This is a genomic window from Sorangium sp. So ce128 (assembly GCF_051525245.1).
Classification (GTDB): Bacteria; Myxococcota_A; Polyangia; order Polyangiales; family Polyangiaceae; genus Sorangium; species Sorangium cellulosum_B.
Window position 1 is genome coordinate 9,373,018 of sequence record NZ_CP150313.1, and the last position, 22,597, is coordinate 9,395,614.

Consider the following 22,597-nt stretch of genomic DNA (forward strand, 5'->3'; position numbering starts at 1 on the left):
CAGGAACAGCGGCAGCGCCCGGTCGCGGAACCACTCGGCCACCGGACCGGCGACCGCCTTGCGGCTGCCGTGCCGCCGCGCCTGGTGGACGATCGCCTCGACGCGCGGCCGCCGCAGACGCTCGAAGGCCGCGAACGCCTGCTCCGGCTCGGCCGCGTCCCGGAGGCACCGCGCGAGGAGCCGTCGCCCCGAGAAGACGACGCTCTACGAGATCGTGCGCGACAACGTGGAGACGCTGTACGGGGCCATCGACGACGGCGGCGGCGGGCGCGTCGCCAAGTACAACGACAGCGGGCGCCGCATCGACGTCCGCGCGCCCCTGCTCGCGGAGCAGCGGAGCCGGCCCGAGGACCTCGCGCGCATCCAGGTGAGGAGCGCGTCGGGGGCGCTGGTGCCGCTCATGTCGGTGGTCAGCTACGAGGAGCTCCCCGCGCTGCAGGCGATCACGCGCCGCGATCGCGAGCGCGCGATCTCGATCTTCGGCAACGTCGCGCCGGGGCACTCGCAGGGCGAGGCGGTCGCGCGGGTCGAGGCGCTCGGACGGGACCTGCCGGCCGGCTACCGCCTGGTGCTCGGCGGCCCGAGCGTGACGTTCCGCGCGTCGATGGGCGGCCTCCTCTTCGCGCTCGTGCTCGGGATCCTGGTCGCTTGCATGGTCCTCGCGTCCCAGCTCAACTCGTTCCTGCACCCGGTCACGGTGCTGACGATCCTGCCCCTGTCGATCGCGGGCGCCGCCTTCGCGCTGCTCTTCGCCGGGCAGACCGACGTGCAGGGCCGCGTCGCGCGGCTCCGGACGCGGCGCGCAGGGCGAAGCGCGCCCACCAGCACGGCGCCCCCGGCCACGCCGCAGCCATAGCGGCGCCCTCCCTCCACCGGCGGCGTTACCGGCGTGGCGGCCCCATGGAGATCGTCTGGCCCATCGCGGGCAGCGGCGGACCGGTGATGCTCGCCTCGCTGCCGGAGCGCCCGATGGACAGGTGCCTTGCCGATCCGAGCCTCTTGGCCCACCTGTTCGTCCACGAGCTCGACTACCACACGCCCTGCTACCGACAAGACGTGGAGTCGGACCGGCACGGTTTCCGCATCGGCCGCGGAAACATGACAGGCTGGCAGTAGGATTGTGGTCGGGCAGTCCGGCGATGGCCGCGGTCCGGCGCCCACCCCTCTTAACGCGGCGCTCCGAAGGAGCCCTGCCAGCCATGTCCTCCCCTCGGGCCCGAAGACACCCGCGGGCCGGTCGATTGGAATTGACACCGGCAATGTGAGCGTTCACATTCCAGTCGAGGACCACCCCTTTGTTTCGGTTTGTTCGGGTCCTCCTGAGCACCGAGCTCTTCGTCAATATGATCCCATTCAGTCAATTTTTACACCGATCCTGTTCGCTCGGTCGTCGCGGAAGCGATTGCTGATCGATGGTGATCGGCGTTTTGCCAAGAGCGATCCAATAGAGGACGCGACAGCCCTCGTTTGTTCGACGGCTGTCGTGAAACCCTGGGTGCTGTCCACCGGAGACGATTTCGTCAAGAATCCGGCGATGCTGGCGAAGCGACCGGATGGCAAGCTCGGGAACGAGGGAACCTATGTTGCGGCGGGCCGTGCCAAGACGCTCCTCGGGCGCACCGGTGTCATCACATCGGCCCCGTCCGGGAGCTCGTCTGGGCCGGGTGGGAGGCACTTTGCCAGGGAGGCGGATCCCGTGAGGAACGTTCTGTCACCTGAGGGGAGTGTGGCGAGTCGCCCTTGACACGCTCGAATCGTTTAGTTTCCTTTTCACCTGATTCCGGTACGTAGGAGACCTGTGATGCAAGATCAAACGTTCAGCCGACTCGCCTTCTGTGTCACCCTTGCGAGTTGGGTCGCGGTTTCGTGCGCCCCCGCCGAATCCGACTCGAACAACGACGGAGGGGGCGGAGGCGGCGGAGGGGGCGGAGGCGTCGTAGCGAGCGGAGCGACGACGACCGGCTCCGTTAGTAGCACGAGCGGCAGCGGCGTTGCGACCTCTAGCAGCACCACCGCGGCTGGGACCGGCGGTGACAACAGCGGCGGGAGCGGCGGGGCTGAGCCGACCGGCAGCGGCGGTGCTGGCACGGGTGGCTGGCCCGAAGGAGCCATTCCCATGGGGAACGCGCCTGTGCGGAGCGCGGGGTGCGGCAAGGCAACCACGTTGACGACCAAGGAGTATACGATCTCAAGTTCGGGCCAAAATCGCGTGTACTACGTCGATATGCCCAAGAACTACGACATGAACAAGCCCTACCGGCTGTTCTATACTTCACATTGGATCGGCAGCCGCTGGCAAGACGTCGAGGGGCAAGACTTCTACTTTCTCAAACCGCAGATGGAGGCCGACGGAGAGCAAGCCATTTTCGTGGCCCCCTCCTCGGACGGTGCAACGTGGCAAGAGAAGGACCACGCGCTGTTCGACGACATCATGGCGTTCATGAATGAAAATGTCTGCTACGACACGACCCGCGTGTTCGCGACCGGCTTCAGCTTCGGAGGGATGATCACCTATTCGCTGTCGACGAACCATCAGGCGGAAATCCGTGCGGCGGTGGGCATCGCCCCGGCCAACTACAACATCTGGTTGCCTGAAAAGACGCGGAAGCCCATTGCTTGGATGCACACGACGGGCATGAACGACCCGACTTGCCCCTGGGTGAACAACGAAGGTCAAAAGAGAGGGGCCAAGTTCATCGCCCTCGAAAAAGCCGAAGACAACGGCTGCACGATTCCGGACAACATCCCGACTTCAAACGGCGCGTACAGCTGCTACGATTTCAAGGATTGCGATCCGGAACATCCGACGCGGGTGTGCACCTTCGGCGGCGGGCACACGAACATCGACGGCAATCCGAACTGGATTCCCATCGAGTCGTGGAAATTCTTCAAGCAGTTCTGACCGACGTCCTCGCCGCGGACGGGACCCTCGCCCGCGCGTAGCGCCGCGCTCAAGGAGGCGACCTCGTCGCTCCACAGGCGCTGCATGGCGAGGATTTGCTCGCGCACCAGCGCCCGGCGGCGGCGGAAGGCGCTCCGCTTCAATCCTTCAGGGCGATCTAAGCCCCAGGCATCTTGAGGCCGCGCTCGTCCATCACGGCTTTGTTGCGCGCCTCGCTCTTCGCGTACGCCGGGCGGGCTCTGACCCGCTCGGCATATCCGGTGAAGCTCGGGCGCGGCTCGAGCATCTTGAAGTCGAGCATGTACGCGATGGTGCCGCCGAAGATGACGTCGGCCATCGAGAACTCCTTGCCGAGGACGAAGTCACGGCCAGAGATGGCCGATTCCATCGTCGCGATCATGTCGTCGTAGTTGCCCCAACCGGCGGAGCCGGTGCGGAACTCCCAGTTGCCGGCCTTGGCCATCGAGCCGGGCTCGATGACCGAGGGGGCGAAGAGCGACCAGCGAAAATACGTGCCGCGCGCCGCGTCGTCGAGCTTCGGCGCGAGGCGGCCCGGGGCATAACGATCCGCGAGATAGAGGCCGATCGCCGCGGATTCGGTGACGACGGTGTCGCCGTCGACGAGCAAGGGCAGCTTGCCCATCGGATTGAGCTTGGTGACGTCCTCCTTCTTCTGCTCGCCGGCCATGATGTCGACGAACTTGAGCGTGTACTCGACGCCGACTTCCTCGAGCATCCACACGGTGTTGGCGGCGCGCGAAAACGGGTGGTGGTAAAGAACGATGGCCATGGTGGTGTCTCTTTCTCCGTTCGTTTCCGCCGGTCGGTCGGCGGCGCGGGGGAGGCTACCAGAGGCCGGCCCCGTTGGGCGCGGCGCCAGGTGCGGCAGGTTTGAATTCCTCTGCCCGCCGCGTTCATGGCTCCCGCCTCGGCGCGTGGCGACCTCGACCGCTACCCGGCGATGATCACCGGCTCGAGCGGCGGCCACACGAACGAGAGCGCGCAGGCGCCGCGTCGGCGCCTCCAAAGCTCGTCCAGCGGGCCGAGCACGCGGGCCTGCGCCGCAGGCTGCTTCGTTCAGGCGGCCACCTGGATCGACCGGTTGTTCTGGCGGGATTTTTGACCCGCGGAGCTAGCCCGTCCGGTCAGGCGGCGGCGTGCGGGCAGCAGCGCGGTATGGCAAGCGCTCTCGCCGCGGCAAAGCCGCCGGATGGCCCCGCTGCGGGCGTGGCGAGAGCGGTAGCGGCCGCGCTCTCACACCGTGTCCCGCGGCCCGCCGACGAACGCGCTCTCGTCGTAGTGGCTCCGGGGGTTCCACGCCGCGTAGCCCGCGCAGCCGGCGTCGTCGTTCGCGCGGATCTGCTCCTGGATGTGCCACGGCGTGTACTCGTACCGCTGCATGGGGCGCGAGCTGTCCAGATCGAACGCCTGGATCCAGCTGCGCAGCAGCCCGATGCGCCCGGGGAGCGCTGCCACCCTGCTCCAGCCGGCCGAGAGCGAGGCATACAGGGTCTCGTAGGGGTGATGCGCAGGGTTCGCGAACCCGAAGCTGCCAGGGCCCCAGTGCGATGGGTACGGCATCGGCATCACGTAGTCGAAGAGCTCCACGGCGTCCTCCAGCCGCTGGCCTATCCCCTCCTGCGGCCCGAGCAGCGTGAACCCGAAGACATCCGCGGAGATCGGGCGAGACGCCGCATTGCCGACCTCCGCGCGGAGGAACTCGAAGAAAGCGCGGATCGTCGGCACTCTCTCCTCGATCGGCGTCCGCGACCGCGGCTCGCGCGCGGCGCCATAACGCACATAATCGTAGTTCACCTCGTCGAAGCCGGCGTCGTACGCCCGGAGCGAGATCTCCGCGATCTCGTGCCATCGCGGCTGCGAGCCCGGGTCGTACCAGCCCCGCGGGCCGCCCTTGAACGCGACGAGCCGGGCGATGAGGTAGATGCCGGCCTCGCGCAGGGCGCCCAGCTGGGCCCTGGTCACCTCGTCACGCTCGAAGAGGAGCGCGCCACCCTCCGACCGGATATCGATCACCAGGGAGTTCAGCTCTGTCCGCTGGACCAGGGAGGAGAGCCGATTCAGCCGCTCCACGTTCCTCCCCGCCGCGAAGTTCACGTAAATCGCCTTGGTGATCGTGGGCATGCTGTTCCCCCCGGCGAGGGGAGAGCACGTCCCCGGCCAAGGGAGCGCCGCGCGAGTCCTACGCGGCTTCCCGGATCTGCGCCTCCACGCTGGAACTCCCGCGAGCTCCCGCGCCCCGGATCACCCCCGCATCGCCTGGATCGGGCTGATCCGCGCAGCGCGGAGCGCCGGGAAAAACCCGCCGAGCAGGCCCATCACCGCCGCGATCGCCACCGACGTCAGCAGGATCCCGGGCGTCGGCTCGAACGTGAACACGACCTCCGACCAGCTCGCGAAATTGACGGTCGAGAAGCGCACGAACCTCATCCCGAGCGCGGCGAGCACGCCGAGCGCCCCGCCCGCCAGCGCGAGGAGGACCGACTCGATGAGGAACGACACGAGGATGCTGAACCGCGAGAAGCCGAGCGCCCTCAGGGTGCCTATCTCGCGCTGCCGGTTGGCGATCGACGAGTGCATCGTGATCATCGCGCCGATCATGGCGCCGATCGAGAAGAACACCGCGATGAGCACGCCCATCACCTTGATGAACATGCTCGTCCCCTCGGACTGCTTCTCGTAATAGACGCTCTCGCGCATCACCTCGAGCCCGAGGTTCCGGTTCTGCTCGATCGACGCCTCGAACGCGTCGAACTTGCTGGCCGAGGCGAGCCGCGCCCGCACCGCAGAGACGCCCCCCTCGCGGCCGAACGCCGAGCGCGTCGTGTGCAGGTCGGCCCAGATCTCGGACTCCGACGAGGAGCCGCCGTCCTCGAACACCCCGACGACCTTCACCGGCCGGTTCTTTCGCAGCTCGAACGACTCGCCGATCGACAGGCCCTTGAAGCGGCCCCTGATCGCCTTGCCCACGATCACCTCGTCCGTGCCCGGCTGCGCCGGCCGGCCCTCGATGATCTTCACCTGCGAGCGGAACGCGAGCACGTCGTCGGGCACCCCGCGCACCTGCACGTTGGAGATGCCGTCCGTGCCGAGCTTCTCGAGGAGGATGACCGCCACCACCTCCCCCACCCCGTCCGGCTTGCCGTCCTGCCGCTTCGCGACCTCGGCGCTCGCGAGGATCACGCCGATCTGCTGCTCCTCGATGCTGCTCACCATCTCGGCGTCGGAGCCCTTCCGCATCACGATCGCGACGTCGTCCCGCGCGGTGCGCCCGAGGGTGCGCTCCACGCTGTTCGCGAGCATCAGCACCGACGCGAACACGAACACCACGAGGCCGAGACCGGACGCCGTAGCGAGGGTCGTCGTCTTGCGCACCACCAGATTTCGAACGTTGTAGGCGACGGGGATCATGAGCGCTCTCTCCCGCTTTCAGGGTGTCGAAGACAGGCTGCGTGGTCGCTCACGCCACGCGCCGGAGCGCGTCGGTGACCGAGAGTTTCGAGGCGTTGTACGCCGGGATGAGCGACGCGACGAGCGACAGCCCCATCGAGAGCAGCACCGCCATGACCATCGTCGAAGGCTCGATCCGGAAATAAGGGAACCAGGCGCCCATCTCCTCCTCCAGCCACCGGCCCAGCCCGAGCTCGACGATCGGATACGAGACCACGAGCCCGAGGAACCCGGCCAGCAGCCCGATGGTCGCCGCCTCCCCGATGATGAAGATCCTCACGTGCTTCGGCTCGAACCCGAGCGCGCGCAGCACGCCGTACTCCCGCGTCCGCTCCCGGACACCCATGGCGATCGTGTTGCCGAGGATCATCATCATGATGAGAAGGATGATGACGGACACGACGTTGAGCGCCGTCAGCACGGCCGACATCATCGCCATGAACGACAGGTTCATCGCCCGCTCGCTCATCGTCGCCGTCTGGACGTCCTTCTCGTCGAAGATCTTGTCGATCGCCGCGCTGATGTCCGCGCTCCGCGACGGGTCGTCGATCCGGGCGGCCATCCAGCCGATCTGGTCGCGCTGCCGCTCGGGGAGGGACTCGTTCAGGTAGTCGTAGTGAAAGATGAACTGCGACCTGTCGATCGACTTGCGCGTCGCCGTGTAGATCCCCGAGACGTTGAACTGCCAGTTTCCGGGGTAGATCGTCCCCTCCAGCGTCACCGTGTCGCCAGGCTTCACCTTGAGCCGGGTCGCGAGGACGTCGCCCAGGATGGCGCCCTTCCTGTCGCCCAGCCACCGCTCCATGTCCTCGGGCGAGACGACCATCTCATCGTAGACCTTGAAGAAGGTCTTCGACTCGACGGCCATCGAGGCGAAGAAATTGTTGGCGTCGCGCGGGTCCTTGGCGCCGAACCAGCTCATGAAGGACCCCTCCGTCACGCCGGGGACCTCGCGGACCGTGTCCATGTAGCGCTTCGGCAAGGGGAGGATGAACGAGATCTTGTGCCGCGTCGCGATCCGGTCCTTCGCGGCGTGGTCGGCGGCGACGTTCCACGCCGAGAGCACCGTCCGGAGGAGCACGAACGCGAGCACCGCCACCACCGCGCCGATCACGGTCAGCAGCGTCCTGAACTTGTTGCGAAGGACGTTCCTGGCGGCGACGGAGACGAGGTTCATGACAGGTTCCCCTTGTCGAGCCGGCGCGTCACCGTCGCGCGCTCGGCGGCCTGCGGATCGTGCGTGACCATCAGGATGGTCTTCTTGAACTCCTTGTTGAGCCTCTCCAGGAGGGCCAGGATCTCGTCGGCGCTCTTGCGATCGAGATCGCCGGTCGGCTCGTCCGCCACGATGATCGTCGGGTCGTTCACGATCGCCCGCGCGATCGCGACCCGCTGCTCCTGGCCGCCGGAGAGCTGCCGGGGATAATGGCCCATCCGCTCCTCGAGCCCGACGACGCGAAGGGCCGTCTGCGCGCGCTTCCGCCGCTCGGATGCCGAAAGGCTCGTGAGCAGGAGCGGCAGCTCGACGTTCTCGACCGCGGTGAGCACCGGCATCAGGTTGTAGGCCTGGAAGATGAAGCCCATCGTCCTGGAGCGGAAGCGCGCCAGCTCGCCGTCGCTCATCCGCGTGAGGTCTTGCCCCGCCACGCGCGCCGAGCCGCGCGTCGGGCGATCGAGCCCGGCGATCAGGTTCAGCAGCGTCGACTTGCCCGAGCCCGAGGGCCCCATCAGCGCCTCGTACGACCCCTCCGGGATGTCGAGCGTGATGTTGTCGAGCACCACGATCGGCTCCTTGTCGCGGAAATAGCTCTTGCCGACCCCCTGCAGCTCGACAATGGGCTTCGGCTTCCCGTCGCGATACCCCTCGGTCATTCGCTCCCCTTTTCCTTCTCTTTGATCTTCTGACCGTCCGCGAGCTCGGCGGACGGCCTCGCCACGAGGCGCGCCCCCGGGGCCGGGCCGTCGAGCAGCTCCAGCCCGCCGGGCGCGGGGCCGACCACCTTGATGGGCACCATCTTCACCTGGCCCTCGTTGACCACGAACACCACCTTGGCGCCGCCCCGCTCGACCACCGCGGCCTCCGGGACGACCCGCTTCGGCGGCTCCTTCATCGCCTCCTCGGACAGCGCCTCGGCGAGGAAGCTGACCCGCGCGCTCATCTCCGGCAGCGCCTCCTTCGGCTCTCCGACGAACTTCACCTTCACCGGGATGGTCGCCTTGGCGCGGTTCACCCGCTTGCCGATCTCGAGCGTCGTGCACCGGTGTCGCTTCGAGGGATACGCGTCGAGGACCACCTCGCACGGCTTGCCGGGCTCGACGAGGTAGAGGCGCGTCTCCGGGACATCGGTCTCGACGACGAGCGACGTGAAGTCGGCGATCTCGACGAGGTGCGGCAGCTCGAGGCCGACGACCTCCCCGACCTCCGGCGGCTTCGACATGATCGTGCCGCCGATCGGCGCGACGATCTTCCGATCGGTCAGCGTGACCCGGAGGCTCTCGACGTCGGCCGCAGCCGCCTTGACCTCGGCGTCGGCCGCCGCCGCCGACTGCGTGAGCGAGTGCATGCGCGCGGTGAGGTCCTCCATCGAGGCGCGGCCGGTCACCTGGCGCTCGACGAGCAGCCGCTCCCGCGCAAGCTGCTGCTCCACCTCGACGATGCTCGCCCGGGAGGCCGAGGCGCGCGCCCGCGCCGCCGCGACCTTGGCCTGGGCCGCGGCCACGAGGCTCTTCTGGTCGGCGTCGTCGAGCTCCACGAGCAGGTCGCCCTGCTTCACCACGTCGCCTTCCTTGACGTGCACCCGCGCGATGCGGCCGGGGAACTTGGCCCCGACCTTGGACACGACCTGCGGGACCACATACCCGGTCGACGTCACGGAGATCGACGCCTGCGCCGGCGAGACCAGCGCGACCTCCGTGGTGGTGACCTCGGTCTTGAAGAGCGCGCTCTGCGCCCTGGGCAGGGCGAACGCGGCGGCGCCGGCGACCGCCGCGAGCACGACCGCGGCGACGAGGACGGTGCGGAGCGGGCTCCGCCGATCGGGATCGACGTCCCGCTGGATCCGCAGCGAGGCGAGATCCGAGCTGAGCTGGTCGGACACGGCGTCTCCTTAACACGCTTCCGGCGTCGCGTTGAACTTCTATCGCCTATTTCTGACGCGCGGCGCCACCCGCGCCCGACACGCAGGACGCGGCCTCGCGCCCGGCCCTGGAGCGGCGCCTGCCTCATATCGAAATCGCCTCCCGCCGTGGCAATCCGCCCGTCCAGACCGCAATGCGCCGCGCGGCTGTGCCCCCTGCGCCTCACCCGCGGCTGTGCGCTCCCTGGCGTGCAGCGGCGCTACGGCCTCCACGCGAAGCGCGCGGCGGGCCTCACGTCCGTTGGCTGGCGCACCGGCGCATCGCTCCAGCGATGGAGCCGGAGCGGAGCGAGAGGAGGGAAACCGCCACAAGTTATCGAAACTATAAGCATTTATTGAACCAACGATCCAGAACGACGGCGCCGCACAACGGCGGAAGTGCCAATCACCGAGATCCACGCGGCGGAGCAGGCGGAAGGTGCGCTCCGCGCCACACACGGGGTGGGATTGGTGCCTGCGGCGCTGTGCGGCGCTGTCTGTGTCGACGCGGGGCGCGGGGCCGCGGTGCGGCCAGGGTGCGAGATGCGCGCCTTGCGCTCCCGGGCTCCCGAGACCAACACCCTGTCTCGACGCCCCGACGCCGCACGTCTACGCTGTCACGATGGGTTTTGTCGCGAGCCTTTTCATCGTCTACGGGGTCGCCGGGGTGGTGCTGGGTGTCGCGGTCGCCATCGCGATCGGGCGCTGCCTCCACCACCGGCGGCGCTCGCAGATCGCCGCGTATGCGCGGAGCCCGTCGGCATCACCCGGCGCCATACGCGAGGGGTTTGCGCTCCTGCGCGGCGAGGTGAGCGCGGAGGACGCCGCGCCGGGAGACGCGGTGATCGCGGTCGAGATCCCGTGCGGCGGCCAGGCCGGCGCCGCGCCGAGCGCGTGTCAGACGCGGGCGCGCGCGTTCTCGCTCCGGCTCGCCTCGGGCGCCACCGTGCGGGTCGAGCCGGCGAGCGGCAGGCTCAGCCTCGACACCACCTTCGTCCCGACGAGACGTGGCGGCGCGCCCGCCTACGTGTCCGAGGTCCGCCCCGGCGACACGATCTACATCGCGGGCTCCGTGCGCCGCGAGATCGACGCGAGCGCCGCCGGCACGGGCTACCGCGACGCCGCGCGGGCCTGGGTGCTCCGGGCGCCCGCGCACGGCAGCCTCTGCGTCGCCTCGGAGACGGTCATCGCCCACCACGCCCAGCGCGCGCGGTTCCACCGCTCCTGGGCGCTCGCGCTCGGCGGGGCGCTCGCGGCGCTTCACCTCGGACTGTTCCGCGCGTTCCACGCGAGCGTGCTCGGCGCCGTCGCGTCGGCCGGGACCATCGACATCGGCCCGGCCGCGCTCGCGCTCTTCTTCGTCGGCGCCGCGGCGCTCACCTACCGCACCCTGGCCGAGCAGACCTCTCCCTGGATCGAGCTCCGCGTGGATCGCTCCAGGGCGGCCTAACACAGCGTCGCTCAGGCTCCTCCCTGGTTCCGCGTCCGCGGCACGCCCCCCGTGGAGGGAGGTCGTCACGCGTGGCAGGGCCGGGCTGATGTCCGAGCCTCGATAACGTCCTATCGAGGGGGCGCCCCCGTTGCCGGGGCTCGCGTCTCCTGGAACCGGACCCCTGCGGTTCACATCCGGCTCTTCCGAGCCAGGCGGACGAGGGCATCGGTGTTCACCAAGCTTGCTGGGTCGCCCTCGGGCCACGACGCCCTCGTCCCCTCACCCCCCGCTCACCAACGTGGTTGTCCTCGTCGTGATCGTGGTCCTGGTCGTCAACGGCTCGGACTCGGTTGCGCGGAGTCGAACGGAGGCGGAGACAATCGTCGACGAATGCACTCGAGCACGCCCGCCATGGCCATCAAGGAGCTTGCCCGGGAAAGCTCATGAGCCAACCTGGGCGTCAACGCGCCGTGACGCGCCGCTTCACCGGGCGCGGCCGGCCCTCGACAGTTTTCCGGCGTCAGCGCTCCGTGATCACCAGTCCCCCACGGGGATCACCGTTCGAATGCCTCGCTCCCGAGATCTCCGCATGGTCTCAAGTACCGGTCCGAGATTGACCAGCAGTCTGCACGCTGACATATTCGTCCATCACGGAATGCCACTCGCTCGGCAGCGCTTGAGCGCAAGTAAAACGGCGCCACCTGAGACACGTGCAGCTTCCGCAGCCGCAGATTACGCAATGTTGAATCAACATTGAAGGCACATTCCATCAGAATGCGACAGAAGCCGTAGTGCGTCTGTCGCACATGGTTTGCGGCGAGATCACGCCGCAACGCTGACGTTCTGCCACGTTCCCTGGAGGGAGCGCCGACCCGGGCACGGCCATGAGGCAAGCCAGGGCATGGCGCGCCATTGTCGACGTTGAAGGTGCGCGCGCGAGCGTGCCTGAGAGGAACGAACATGTCAATCCCGAACCCTTACATCATCAACATCGACCTGTTCTGGCCCAACATGAACCGTCCGACTCAGAACGAGATCGCGCGCGTGAGGGCATTCGATATCGACGGCTCTACCGAGACGGAGGTAGGCCAGGGCGAATACGACCCGGAGACCGGCGGCTGGCCGGTGGTCCTGCAGCGCGTCGCAGTGTTCTCCTCGACACGAGAGACGGCGAATCTGCGCTTCAGGATCTATAGCGCGAACGGGCAGGAGGTGGGCTGGACGCAGACGTTCAACGCGATCCAGAGCGGGTCGAGGGTGCGCATCATCATCGGCCAGAGCGCCGAGCTCATGAGCGTGAGCGGCGCGACCTGGACCGCCTCTTCACGCAAGCACCGCGCCTTCGGCACCGTGCGGAACACGATCGGTCTTGTCGCTTCGGGCCTGGTCATCGAGGCGTATCACGTCGGCTGGACGAGCAGCGGCATCGACGAATTCCTGCTCAGCACGGCGGAGAGCGACGCCGGCGGAAACTTCGAGATCCTCTACAGCCCGCCTCCGGTGGCGAGCGCTTCGATCCCGATCGGCACCCCCGCGGGACAGATCAACCTGATCCTGTATGCCAACGAAAAATTGAATCCGGAGGGGACGGAGCTGCGGAGGCTATCGTCCTCGGAGGTGATCTACAATGCCGCCCGCGAGCAGCAGCTCGACGTGGTGGTCGATCGCGTGGTCGCCAACGCCGGCTCCGAGTACGAGCGCCTGGTCACGGGGCTGACACCCAGCCTGGGGGTCTCAGAAGCCGCCCAGCTGTCGACCGTACGCACGCTCGATGAACGCCCAGATTTCCTGACCCTGGTCGCTCGCTCGAGCGGCTTCGATGAAGCGCTGGTCCGCGCCTTCGTTCGCTCCTGGCTCATCGCGAGGGAGATCGACACACAGCTTCCTCCCTCGACGCTGAGCGTGCCCATGTCGCGGGAAGTCATCTATCCGCTCGTGCGCGCCGGGCTCGGCGACAACCTGCGCGCGCTGCTCGACGTGAATCCCGACAAGTTCTTCCAGACGCTCGTCGCCGCCGTCCACCGCGGGATCATCTCCGCGGCGATCGAGGTCGACATCTATCCGACCCTGGTCGACACCTGGCGAACGGTGCTCGCGAAGTTGATGAATTTCGTCCCTTTGGACGGGAGCAGAGACCGTCCGTGGCAGCAACAGCTGCTCGAGCTCGTGTTCGGCAAGGAAGAGCGATTCCCCCAGATTCTGAGCTTCAGGCAGACCTCGTTTGGGACCGCAACCACGGCGCACCAGGTCGCGATGCCTTCGACGGTCACGGCCGGCGACCTGCTCATCGCGATGTTCGCCGCCCACGATGGGCCGACCGTGACGACGCCGGCCGGTTGGACGCAATTGTGGACCGACATCCATGGTCTGGATGGCAGTGTTCGCCTGAGCGGCTACGCCAAAGTGGCGACGGGAAGCGAGGGCGGCACCCTCGTCAACTTCCAGACCTCGTCCGCACGGCAGGCGGCCGCGCATGTTTATCGCGTGGCCAAGAACAGCTGGAAGGGAACGATATCAGGAAGTGTCACCGTTTCAGCATCGGCCTCTGGACTGAGCGCCCAGGCCGATCCGCCGTCGCTCACCCCCGCGACAGGCACCACGGAGACCCTGTGGCTCCCATGCGCTGCGTTCGTTGGTGCGTCAGCCGTGACATCGTGGCCCGCCAACTACACTGCACACAATTTCACGAGTTCGTCAACGAACCCTGGAAATTGCTCGCTGGCGTCCGCCGCACGTGCAGCGGCGGCCACCAGCGAGAATCCCCAGCCCTTTACCGTCGCTTCGGCCGGTACGTTGTGGCTGACGCGGACCGTCGGAATCCAGGGCCTGCCCGCGGCGGAGAACCCGTTCAGGGCCAAGAAGGAGGCGCTCATCGGCGCGCATTTCGACAACCTCGGGGAGCTCCCCGGGCTGCTCGCGGCGCTGGTCGATGACGAGGTGCTGACCGAGCAGCAGGCCGAGGACATCACGTTCGTGTTCGAGATGTACGAGAAGGTCGGCCGCTATTACCCGATCGTCGCCGCCGTGTACGCCTACAAGGCGAGCTCGGGCTGGCGGACGATCGAGGATCTCGCCACGGTGACGCTGGATGGCGCGCACCCGAACTGGACCGACTTCGCTTCGAGCTCAACCAGCTACAATGACGGTCGATACCCCGGCGATGTTCCGGGGTTCAACAGCACGTACGGGCAAGGAGCTGTCTACGCGAGGCGCCTCTACGACCTGTTCGGCAAGCTGAGCCCGCAGCGTCGCTTCGTCTCCCGCATTCAGGGGACGCCCACCCTCGTGGCGGTGCGCCAGTTCTTGACGGATCACCCCGACTTCAGCCTCGAGAAGGGCGACATCGACGACTACCTCGCCGAGAGCGAGCTCACGCTGGACGCCGACGTCGTCCGCTCGATCAAGCAGCTCCAGCGCTTGTTTCGCTTGACCCCCGATTTCGACGCGGCCGCTCACCTCATCGGCCAGGCGCTCGACTCCGCGGTCCAGATCGCACGCATCCCGGAAGACCGATTCGTGGCCGATCATGAAGAGCACGTGGGTGGCCTCACGGCGGCGCGCGATATCCACCGCACGGCATCCCATTACGCGAACGAGATCCTCACGACGCTGGTCAAGTTCCACCCGAGCCTGAACGAGATCGGCGGGCTGAGCGCCGTACCGGGGCCTGTCAATTTCTCCGTGCTCGATCCGACGCACGGCTACACCGCCGGGCTCGTGACATCGCCTAGCCCGGCAATCTCGGGCAAGTTCCCGAACTGGATCACCCTGTTCGGCGACCTCAACAAATGTGCTTGTAAGCACTGCCAGACGGTGCTGAGCCCCGGCGCGTACCTGATGGACCTGCTGGAGTGGGTCGACGGCGCGCCCAAGAGGACGCTGTTCGAGCGCCGGCCCGACCTCGAGGACATCGAGCTCACCTGCTCCAATACGAACACGGTCTTGCCTTATATCGACATCGTCAACGAGGTCCTCGAAGCGGTCGTCGAGCCGCTCGAGTTCACCATCGGCCTCACGCCCGAGACGATGAACCAGGCAAAGGACGGCGTCGAGGGGGCGCTCGGCGCGCTTCGCAGCGCGGTTCTCGCCGAAGGGTACGTGCTCAGCGAGCGCGCGGTCGCCAATCAGAGCGCCGCCTATACCGAGCCGAGCAAAGAGTGGATCGTCGAGGACGATGCCGTCCGCTTCAGAATCCGGGGCAACGCCTCGCCGCTCACGGTCTATCCAGCGCTCCAGACCAACGGAGCGAACGACTCGCTCGAGGTGTTCCCGGAGCACTTCAACCGCAAGGCGTACGACACGCTCGCGCAGGCCGTCTTCCCGTTTCATCTGCCGCTGGCGCTCGGCAGGGAAGAGATCGACATCTTCCTCAAGCAGAAGAACATCCGAAAGCATGAGATCCTCGAGGCGTTCTCGACGAGCGACGCCGACACGAAGCTCCTGGATCCGAACATCGCGCTCGCCTACCTGAACCTGACGCCCTCCGAGGCTCAGGCGATCCTCGGCGCGGAGCGCCCGGTGTCGGAGTACTGGGGCTTCGTGATCCCGCCCGACGCCGACGAGGTGACCATCCGGCGGCCTGACAAACCCACCCTCAAGATCACCGCCGCGGAGCCGGCCCCGGGGGATCTGGACACGAGGCCGGCCTGGGTCAAGCTCGTGACGCTGGTGCCCGTATTCCTGCACCGCGCGGGCCTGAGTTACCAGGAGCTGCTCGACCTCTTGGATACCCGCTTCGTCCACCTCCAGGCCGCCGATCAGCACGGGATCCACGTCGTATCGAGCACAGACGAGCTCGTCGAGTGCAACTACAACGAGTTCCAGATCGCGCACCTCACTACGGATACGCTGCGGCGCGTCAGCTTCTTCGTCCGGCTCTGGCGCAAGCTCGGCTGGAGCATGCGCGAGCTCGACGTCTATCTGATGAGCCTCGAGGGCGGCAACATCCCCGCCAATCTCGTCAGGCTCGCTCAGGTGAAGCGCCTGGTCGACTCGCTGAAGCTCCCGCCGCTCGACGTCGTCGCGTGGTGGGCGAACCTCGACACGCGTCGCACCGGGCGAATCGAGAAGAGCCGCTTCGACGAGGTCTTCCTCGTGGGCGCCCCGAGCCAGGCCGAGTATCAAGGGCTCGAACGGGTGCGGATCGGGGCGACGGTCAACCTCGCGACGGTGACTGATGACGAGGACTATCCGGCGCACCTCCGCGCGGCCCTCCGCCTGAATTCGACCGATATCGAGCGGCTCTGGGGGGAGGTCATCGTCTCAGAGTCGGTCACGAACCTCGGGCTGGCCGAGCTCACGGAGATGCACCGGGTAGCGACGCTCTCGAGGGCGATGGGGCTCTCGGTCGCCGAGTTCTACGACCTCACCGCGCTCGTGGGCAGCCCGTTCGTGGAGGAGGTGACCGATCTCCAGGCGGCCATCCTGAACACCTACGCCGTCATTCGAGAGCTCGAGCGAGCTCGGGCGACGCGCATGTCCGCCGCCGAGATCGCCTATTATCTGCGCCATGAAAGCGGCCCGGGCGATCCGTTCGCGCCTGCGGCGGAGGACATAGCTCGCGCCGTTCAACGGCTCTCGGCGGCAGCGGCGGAGATCGAAGCGACCTACCCGGACCAGATCCCTGACGCGGCCGCGCTGGTCGCTGCGCTCACCAAGGTCATGCCGGCCGAGAAGGTCGTGCGGGCGATCCAGATCGTCGAGGGGCCGCCTGCGCCGCCCAACCTGGGCGACTTCGCTACGCAGGCGGAGTACGATGCCGCGCTCGCAGCGTACGAAGCGGTGCACGCACCGCTCTCGCAGCAAAACCTGAATTTCCTGGCGCGCTATTTCCTTCGGTTCTGGTCGGCGACCCCCGACTTCGTTCCCCTCGAACAGCTGGTCACCTACGACGCGGGTCTCTCGCGCGTGCTGCGCTACAAGCTCGTGTGGGATCGGCTCCGCGCCTACCTGGTCGACCAGGCGCGGGCGGCCTCGGCTCTCACCGTGGCTGCCGAGTCCATGGACCTCGCCCGTGATGAAACCGAAACGCTGCTCACGAAGGCGCTCCGGAGCTTGACCACGGACTTCTCCCCCGCCCTCCACGACTGGAAGAGCTTCCTGAAAGGGGGATGGAATACCGCGGTGCCCGGGGAACTCAGGGCCTCCGTGGTCATCCCTCGGGACGACGACTACGTGTTCATCATCTCGGTCAGCTTGCCGGTGGCGCCCAGCATCGAGGTCGCCTTGTGGGTCGACGGCAAGCAGCGCATCACCTATGGGTTCAACGAGGTTCAACAGAACAGGCACTACCTCCACGATGCCCTGAGTCTGAAGGCGGGCACGGTCCTTGACGTGCGTATCACCTATAGCAACGCTGAGGACGTCGCGCTGCTCTGGCAAGTCGGCAACGCGGACGTGGTCCCCGTGCCCGCGAGCGCCATCGTCCCATTCCGGACGGATGTCTACACCAAGCTGTTCAAGGCTGTCGGGCTCGTCAGAGGTCTCGAGCTGAAGAAGCCAGAGCTGAGATATCTGATCGAAGCGGACAGCTCGATCGGGCTTTCGCTCAACGCGCTCCCCGCGCGCGACGCCGACGCGGATGTGCCGTGGTCGGCGCTCGCGGGCCTCATCGATCTGCTCGACCTCCAGCGTTCGGTGGAGCTCAAGACCAAAACCCTGTTCGAGTTCTGGAGCGAAGGCGGTGGCGCTGCCGACGCGGGCGCCGATGACGTGGCGGCGCTCACTGGATGGAAGACCGAAGACATCCTGGCCGTCTTCGATCTGATCTCTCCGGCTCCACCCCCGCCGCCGCCCTGGCATGATATCCAGATTCCCTCGAACACGGTCAAGCTCTGGCAGATGCTCAGGGCGACGATGCAGATCGTCCGGCGGCTCGAGCTCAACGCGAGCCAGATCATCGACCTCTTGCTCAGCCCAGCGCCGACCATCGGCGCCGCCGTTCAGCTCAGGAACGCCTTCCGATCGCAGTTCAGCAGGGATGCCTGGAAGGAGGTCTTCAAGCCGCTGCGCGACCCGCTCCGGCGACGCGAGCGCGACGCGCTCACGGGATACCTCACGACCGGCGCCGTCGAGGTCGACGGCGTGAACGGCGAGCAGAAGCCCGACTTCGTCGACGAGAACGACCTCTTCGCTCACTTCCTGATCGACGTCGAGATGGAGCCCGACACGCTCATCTCGCGTATCCGGCTCGCTTTGAACGTCGTGCAGCTCTTCGTCCAGCGCGTCTTCCTCGGACTCGAGGACAACGCCTCGCTGATCCAGCTCGAGCAGGCCAAGGACCAGTGGGCGTGGATGCAGAACTACCGGGTCTGGGAGGCCAACCGCAAGGTCTTCCTCTACCCCGAGAACTGGATCGAGCCGGAGCTGCGCGACGACAAGACCGAGTTCTTCACGGAGCTCGAGAATGAGCTCGTCGAGGGCGACATCACGCACGAGCGGGGCCTCACGGCCCTCCAAAACTACCTGGAGAAGATGAGCGAGGTGTCGAACCTCGAGGTGGTAGGCACCTACGCCGAGGAGGTCTTTTCTTCCGGCGTCAATCACGTCCTTCACGTCGTGGGGCGCACGCGCTTCCAGTCACGGAGCTTCTATTACCGGACGTTCCAGGCCAAGCAGTTCCACGACGGGATCTGGACGCCGTGGAAGAAGATCAACCTCGATATCAACGCCGACGTCGTCGCGCCGGTCGTCTTCAATGGGCGCCTCCACCTGTTCTGGCCCCTGGTGCAGAGCAAGCAGAAGCCGAAACCCCTGCCGGCGAACAAGAACCACGTGGACGGAGACAACGCCGGAGCCGTGCACGCGGAGTTCCAGGCGGAGATCCGCCTCATGTGGAGCGAGTACGTGGCCTCGGAGAACAAGTGGCTCAAGCCCAAGCTCTCCAAGAGCCGCGTGACCGATGACGACGCGGAGACGATCTTCGATCGCGAGCTCGGCGAAGACAAGCCCCGGACGGCGGGCTACCACCTGCGTGTCGCCGTCGGGAGCAGCGAGTACGTGTCGGTGGATGTCGTCAAGACGAACATTCCGAGTGCGGACGGCGTGAGCCGGGGCGATTCGCTCGCCGAATGGCTCTGGAAAGACAAGAACTTCCTCAGACCGAAGCGGCTCGGCACGTTCGCCATCTGGCACACGGGCGACGACACGCTGGGGTCCAGCGACCTCGTGCTCAAGGTGGGAGAGAGCTGGCCGGAAGGAACCCTGCTCGTGCAGAACGCCGCCGTCGAGGTGGATTACATCGTCCACGCCAGGAACGCCGGCGATGAGCTTCGATTCCTGGGCAACGCGCCGTTCTTCCGGAGGACCCCGGGCGCCTTCCGCGTCTTCGGCACGAACTTCCCCTATCTTGGCAGCACCGAGCTCAAGCCCTTCTTCTACGAGACACCCTCCACGAGCTTGTTTGCCGTGAGCAAGGGGGTCGTGACGCAGTCGGGCCTGAGCCGGGAAAAGACGCAGGTCGCCTCGTTCTCGACGTTCAACCATCCGCTGGTGACGGAGGTGCGAAAGCGCCTGCAGGCGTTCGGGCCCGAAGGCATCATGAACCGCGCGACGCAGGCGCTGCCCATCGCCGACAACCGGTACTACTCGAACTACTACTACAATTACTACGGCCACCTCTACCTGGGCTACCACATCGCCGGCGACAGGCAGGCCTGGGGTACGACGCAGCGCCTGATCGAGACGGAGCTCCACCCGACGCGCAGCGTCGAGCAGCCGTATCCGCTGCCCACGATCGAGTTCGGCTACGGGACGCCGTTCGGCATCTACAACTGGGAGCTCTTCTTCCATCTGCCGATGCTGATCGCGGGGCGCCTGAGCCAGGACCTGAAGTTCGAAGACGCGATGAAATGGTACCACTATGTCTTCGACCCCAAGCAGGAGCTCACGCGATACGAGCAGACCAAGCGCTGGGTCGAGCGCCTGCCGGCCGGCTGCCGTTACTGGAACTTCCTGCCGTTCTTCGCCAACAAGGACGCGACTGACAGCCTCTCGGAGACGCTGGGGCTCACGAAGACGCTGTCGACCTACGATCGCCAGGAGCTCACCGCGCTGATCGACGACTGGCGGCGCAACCCCTTCAATCCGCACCTCATCGCGCGGCAGCGGCTGGTGGCGTACCAGAAGTCCGTGGTGATGAAGTATCTCGACAACCTCATCGCCTGGGCGGATCAGCTCTTCCGGCTGGACACGATCGAGGCCATCAATCAAGCGACGCAGCTCTACATCCTCGCGGCCGAGCTGCTCGGCGACCGCCCCGAGGCGGTCGAGCCGCTGACGGGTGAGCCCAGGTACACGTACCGCGAGCTCAAGACGAAGGGGATCACGAGCTTCTCGAACGCCATCGTCGACGTCGAATACCGGCTCGTGAGCAACAGCGAGCACCTCAAGCAGACCCAGCTCGCGCAAGAGGACTCGGCGACGGCCTCGATCAAGAACCTCTCGCTCAGGACCCTCTTCTTCTGCGTGCCGAGGAACGAGCGGCTCGATGGCTACTGGGACACGGTGCAGGACCGTCTCTTCAAGATAAGAAACAGCATGAACATCGATGGGGTCAAGCGTCAGCTCAAGCTGTTCGAGCCCCCCATCGACCCGGCCCTGCTCGTGCGCGCCGCCGCGGCGGGCCTCGACCTCGGGAGCGTTCTCGCGCAGCTCAACGCGCCGCTGCCCTGCTACCGCTTCGGCACGTGGATCCAGCGGGCGGTCGATCTCGCGAACGAGCTCAAGGGCTTCGGGGCAGCGCTGCTCGCGGCGCTCGAGAAGAAGGACGCCGAGGAGCTGCAGCTCATGCGCCATGGGCATGAGATCAAGATGCTGGAGCTCGTGCGCCGGGTGCGGCAGGCGCAGATCGCCGAGGCCGAGGAGAACATCAGGGCGCTCGAGCTCTCACGGGCGCTCGCCGAGGAGCGCCACACGGAGTACCGCACGCGCGCTCGCATCAGCAAGAGCGAGCGGACACAGATCTCACTGACCGAGTGGAGCACCCGGCTCGAGGTGGGTCAGGGTGCATTCCACACACTCGCCGGGCTGTTCGCGCCTATCCCCGACCCTGAGGCAGGCATGGTGGGGCCGTTTCCGTTCCTTGGCGTGAACGTGAAGACCGGAAGCGCGCTCACCAGCGTGATGAGATCCATTGCCGACGGGCTCGGCGCCGCGGCCAGCTATACGCGAGGCAACGCGAGCCTCGCCGGCATCAACGCCGGCCACGAGCGGCGCTGGGAGGACTGGAAGCTGCAAGAGCGGCTGGCGCGTAAAGAGATCGAGCAGATCAACCAGCAGATCGTGGCCGCGCAGATCCGGCGCGACATCGCGCAGCGCGAGCTCGAGAACCACGAAACGCAGGTGGAGCACGCGGAAGAGGTGCGCGACTTCTTGCAGGAGAAGTTCACGAGCCGCGACCTCTACCAGTGGATGGTGCGCGAGCTCAGCCGCACTTATCAGCAGGTGTACAAGCTCGCCTATGACGTGGCGAAGAGCGCCGAGCGCACCTTCCAGTTCGAGCTCGGGCTCGATGGAACGAGCTTCATCCAGTTCGGATACTTCGACAGCCTGCGGCAAGGGCTGCTCGCCGGCGAGAAGCTCGTCCTCGACCTCAAGCGCATGGAAGTGGCCTACCTCGAGCGCAACCGGCGCGAGTTCGAGATCCAGAAGCCGATCTCGCTCGCCGCGATCAACCCGGCCGCGCTTCAAGACCTGCGCGAGAAGGGCGCCTGCGAGTTCGAGCTCCCGGAGGTGCTGTTCGATCTCGATCACCCTGGCCAGTACTTCCGGCGCATCCGAGCGGTCAGGCTCACGATCCCCTGCGTCACCGGGCCGCATACCAGCGTCAGCGCCAAGCTCACCCTGCTCGGCAGCGCCATTCGCAAGCAGAGCACGGCCAATCCGACCGCCTACGCGTATACCGGCTTCGACGACCCGCGCTTCGTCCATGACCTCGTGGGCATTCAATCGATAGCGACCAGCAGCGCGCAGAGCGACGCAGGACTGTTCGAGCTCAACTTCCGCGACGAGCGCTACCTGCCCTTCGAGGGCGCAGGGGTCATCAGCCGGTGGAGGCTCGAGCTGCCGACGGCGTATCCGCAGTTCGATCACAACACCATCTCCGACGCCGTCATGCAGCTCAGCTACACCGCGCGCGACGGCGGCGGCACGCTCAAGGACGGCGCGGAATCCGCGATCATCGACGGGCTCAACAAGCTCCTCAAGGTCGTCTCCGACGAGGAGACCGGGCTCGTGCGGGTCCTTAGCCTCCGCAAGGAGTTCCCCGACGTGTTCCACCGCCTGCTCACCAATCCGGGCGAGCCCGTCGATATGACGCTCCTGCCCGAGCACTTCCCGTTCGTCATCCGGCGCGCCCGCATGACGCTGACGCTCGCCAACATCGTCAATAACGAGGGCTACGTCGACGTTCACGTCATCACCAAGCCCGGCGCCACGCTGAGCGGCGCCGACATCTCGCTGAACGGCGGCGACGAGGCGCAAGTGAACCCGCAAAACGGCGTCGCCGTGCAGTCCCTGCCCAAAGGCGGCAGCGCCTCCACGACGTTGCTCCAGAACTGGGCCGCGGAGACCTGGGCGCTGGAGCAACACGGCCTGAACGCCGACACCGTGGAAGATATCGTCTTTGTCGTGAGATACACGGCGGCGGCCGCCGACTGAAACCTGAACCGTCCGCGGTCT

The 22,597-nt window shown here is 66.7% G+C and carries 10 protein-coding genes and 1 pseudogene; 5 read left to right on the forward strand and 6 right to left on the reverse strand.

Annotated elements, in window-relative coordinates:
- Nucleotides 1-259 precede the first annotated feature (259 nt).
- From WME82_RS35690 to WME82_RS35700, 3 genes and pseudogenes are all read left to right on the forward strand, one after another.
- Nucleotides 260-763: pseudogene (locus tag WME82_RS35690) on the forward strand (efflux RND transporter permease subunit); the annotation flags it as partial.
- A 137-nt stretch (nt 764-900) separates the two neighbouring features.
- Nucleotides 901-1,116, forward strand: a complete 216-nt coding sequence (locus WME82_RS35695; protein ID WP_438038959.1) for an IS66 family transposase — start codon at nt 901-903, stop codon at nt 1,114-1,116.
- A gap of 685 nt (nt 1,117-1,801) precedes the next feature.
- Entirely contained in the window at nt 1,802-2,902 is a 1,101-nt protein-coding gene (locus tag WME82_RS35700; RefSeq protein WP_438038960.1) for an alpha/beta hydrolase family esterase, read from the forward strand.
- Nucleotides 2,903-3,059: 157 nt separating this feature from the next.
- On the opposite strand, the gene WME82_RS35705 is transcribed toward WME82_RS35700, so the two are convergent.
- From WME82_RS35705 to WME82_RS35730, 6 genes are all read right to left on the reverse strand, one after another.
- Nucleotides 3,060-3,692, reverse strand: a complete 633-nt coding sequence (locus WME82_RS35705; RefSeq protein WP_438038961.1) for a glutathione S-transferase family protein — start codon at nt 3,690-3,692, stop codon at nt 3,060-3,062.
- Nucleotides 3,693-4,156: 464 nt separating this feature from the next.
- On the reverse strand, nt 4,157-5,044 hold the full coding sequence (locus tag WME82_RS35710; protein ID WP_438038962.1) for a putative glycoside hydrolase: 888 nt from the start codon (nt 5,042-5,044) through the stop codon (nt 4,157-4,159).
- Between the two features lie 120 nt (nt 5,045-5,164).
- Nucleotides 5,165-6,331, reverse strand: coding sequence for an ABC transporter permease (locus WME82_RS35715; RefSeq protein WP_437852299.1), 1,167 nt, complete (start codon nt 6,329-6,331; stop codon nt 5,165-5,167).
- A 49-nt stretch (nt 6,332-6,380) separates the two neighbouring features.
- The gene (locus tag WME82_RS35720; RefSeq protein WP_437740989.1) at nt 6,381-7,547 is read right to left on the reverse strand and encodes an ABC transporter permease; all 1,167 of its coding nucleotides are present in this window, start codon (nt 7,545-7,547) and stop codon (nt 6,381-6,383) included.
- On the reverse strand, nt 7,544-8,242 hold the full coding sequence (locus WME82_RS35725; protein WP_437740990.1) for an ABC transporter ATP-binding protein: 699 nt from the start codon (nt 8,240-8,242) through the stop codon (nt 7,544-7,546). The genes WME82_RS35720 and WME82_RS35725 overlap by 4 nt, the downstream gene beginning before the upstream one ends.
- A complete protein-coding gene (locus WME82_RS35730; RefSeq protein WP_438038963.1) occupies nt 8,239-9,468 on the reverse strand; it encodes an efflux RND transporter periplasmic adaptor subunit in 1,230 nt (409 codons plus the stop codon). The genes WME82_RS35725 and WME82_RS35730 overlap by 4 nt, the downstream gene beginning before the upstream one ends.
- Before the next feature lie 640 nt (nt 9,469-10,108).
- Between WME82_RS35730 and WME82_RS35735 the strand changes: the two genes are divergently transcribed.
- Both WME82_RS35735 and WME82_RS35740 read left to right on the forward strand, forming a co-directional pair.
- On the forward strand, nt 10,109-10,936 hold the full coding sequence (locus WME82_RS35735) for a hypothetical protein (protein WP_438038964.1): 828 nt from the start codon (nt 10,109-10,111) through the stop codon (nt 10,934-10,936).
- Between the two features lie 942 nt (nt 10,937-11,878).
- On the forward strand, nt 11,879-22,576 hold the full coding sequence (locus WME82_RS35740) for a neuraminidase-like domain-containing protein (RefSeq protein WP_438038965.1): 10,698 nt from the start codon (nt 11,879-11,881) through the stop codon (nt 22,574-22,576).
- The last annotated feature ends 21 nt before the right edge of the window (nt 22,577-22,597 follow it).

Excerpts from the sequence above, each read along its gene's own strand:
- WME82_RS35710 (WP_438038962.1), bottom strand. The coding sequence starts at position 5,044 with ATGCCCACGATCACCAAGGCGATTTACGTGAACTTCGCGGCGGGGAGG.
- WME82_RS35695 (WP_438038959.1), top strand. The coding sequence starts at position 901 with ATGGAGATCGTCTGGCCCATCGCGGGCAGCGGCGGACCGGTGATGCTC.
- WME82_RS35725 (WP_437740990.1), bottom strand. The coding sequence starts at position 8,242 with ATGACCGAGGGGTATCGCGACGGGAAGCCGAAGCCCATTGTCGAGCTG.
- WME82_RS35715 (WP_437852299.1), bottom strand. The coding sequence starts at position 6,331 with ATGATCCCCGTCGCCTACAACGTTCGAAATCTGGTGGTGCGCAAGACG.
- WME82_RS35705 (WP_438038961.1), bottom strand. The coding sequence starts at position 3,692 with ATGGCCATCGTTCTTTACCACCACCCGTTTTCGCGCGCCGCCAACACC.
- WME82_RS35720 (WP_437740989.1), bottom strand. The coding sequence starts at position 7,547 with ATGAACCTCGTCTCCGTCGCCGCCAGGAACGTCCTTCGCAACAAGTTC.
- WME82_RS35740 (WP_438038965.1), top strand. The coding sequence starts at position 11,879 with ATGTCAATCCCGAACCCTTACATCATCAACATCGACCTGTTCTGGCCC.
- WME82_RS35735 (WP_438038964.1), top strand. The coding sequence starts at position 10,109 with ATGGGTTTTGTCGCGAGCCTTTTCATCGTCTACGGGGTCGCCGGGGTG.
- WME82_RS35700 (WP_438038960.1), top strand. The coding sequence starts at position 1,802 with ATGCAAGATCAAACGTTCAGCCGACTCGCCTTCTGTGTCACCCTTGCG.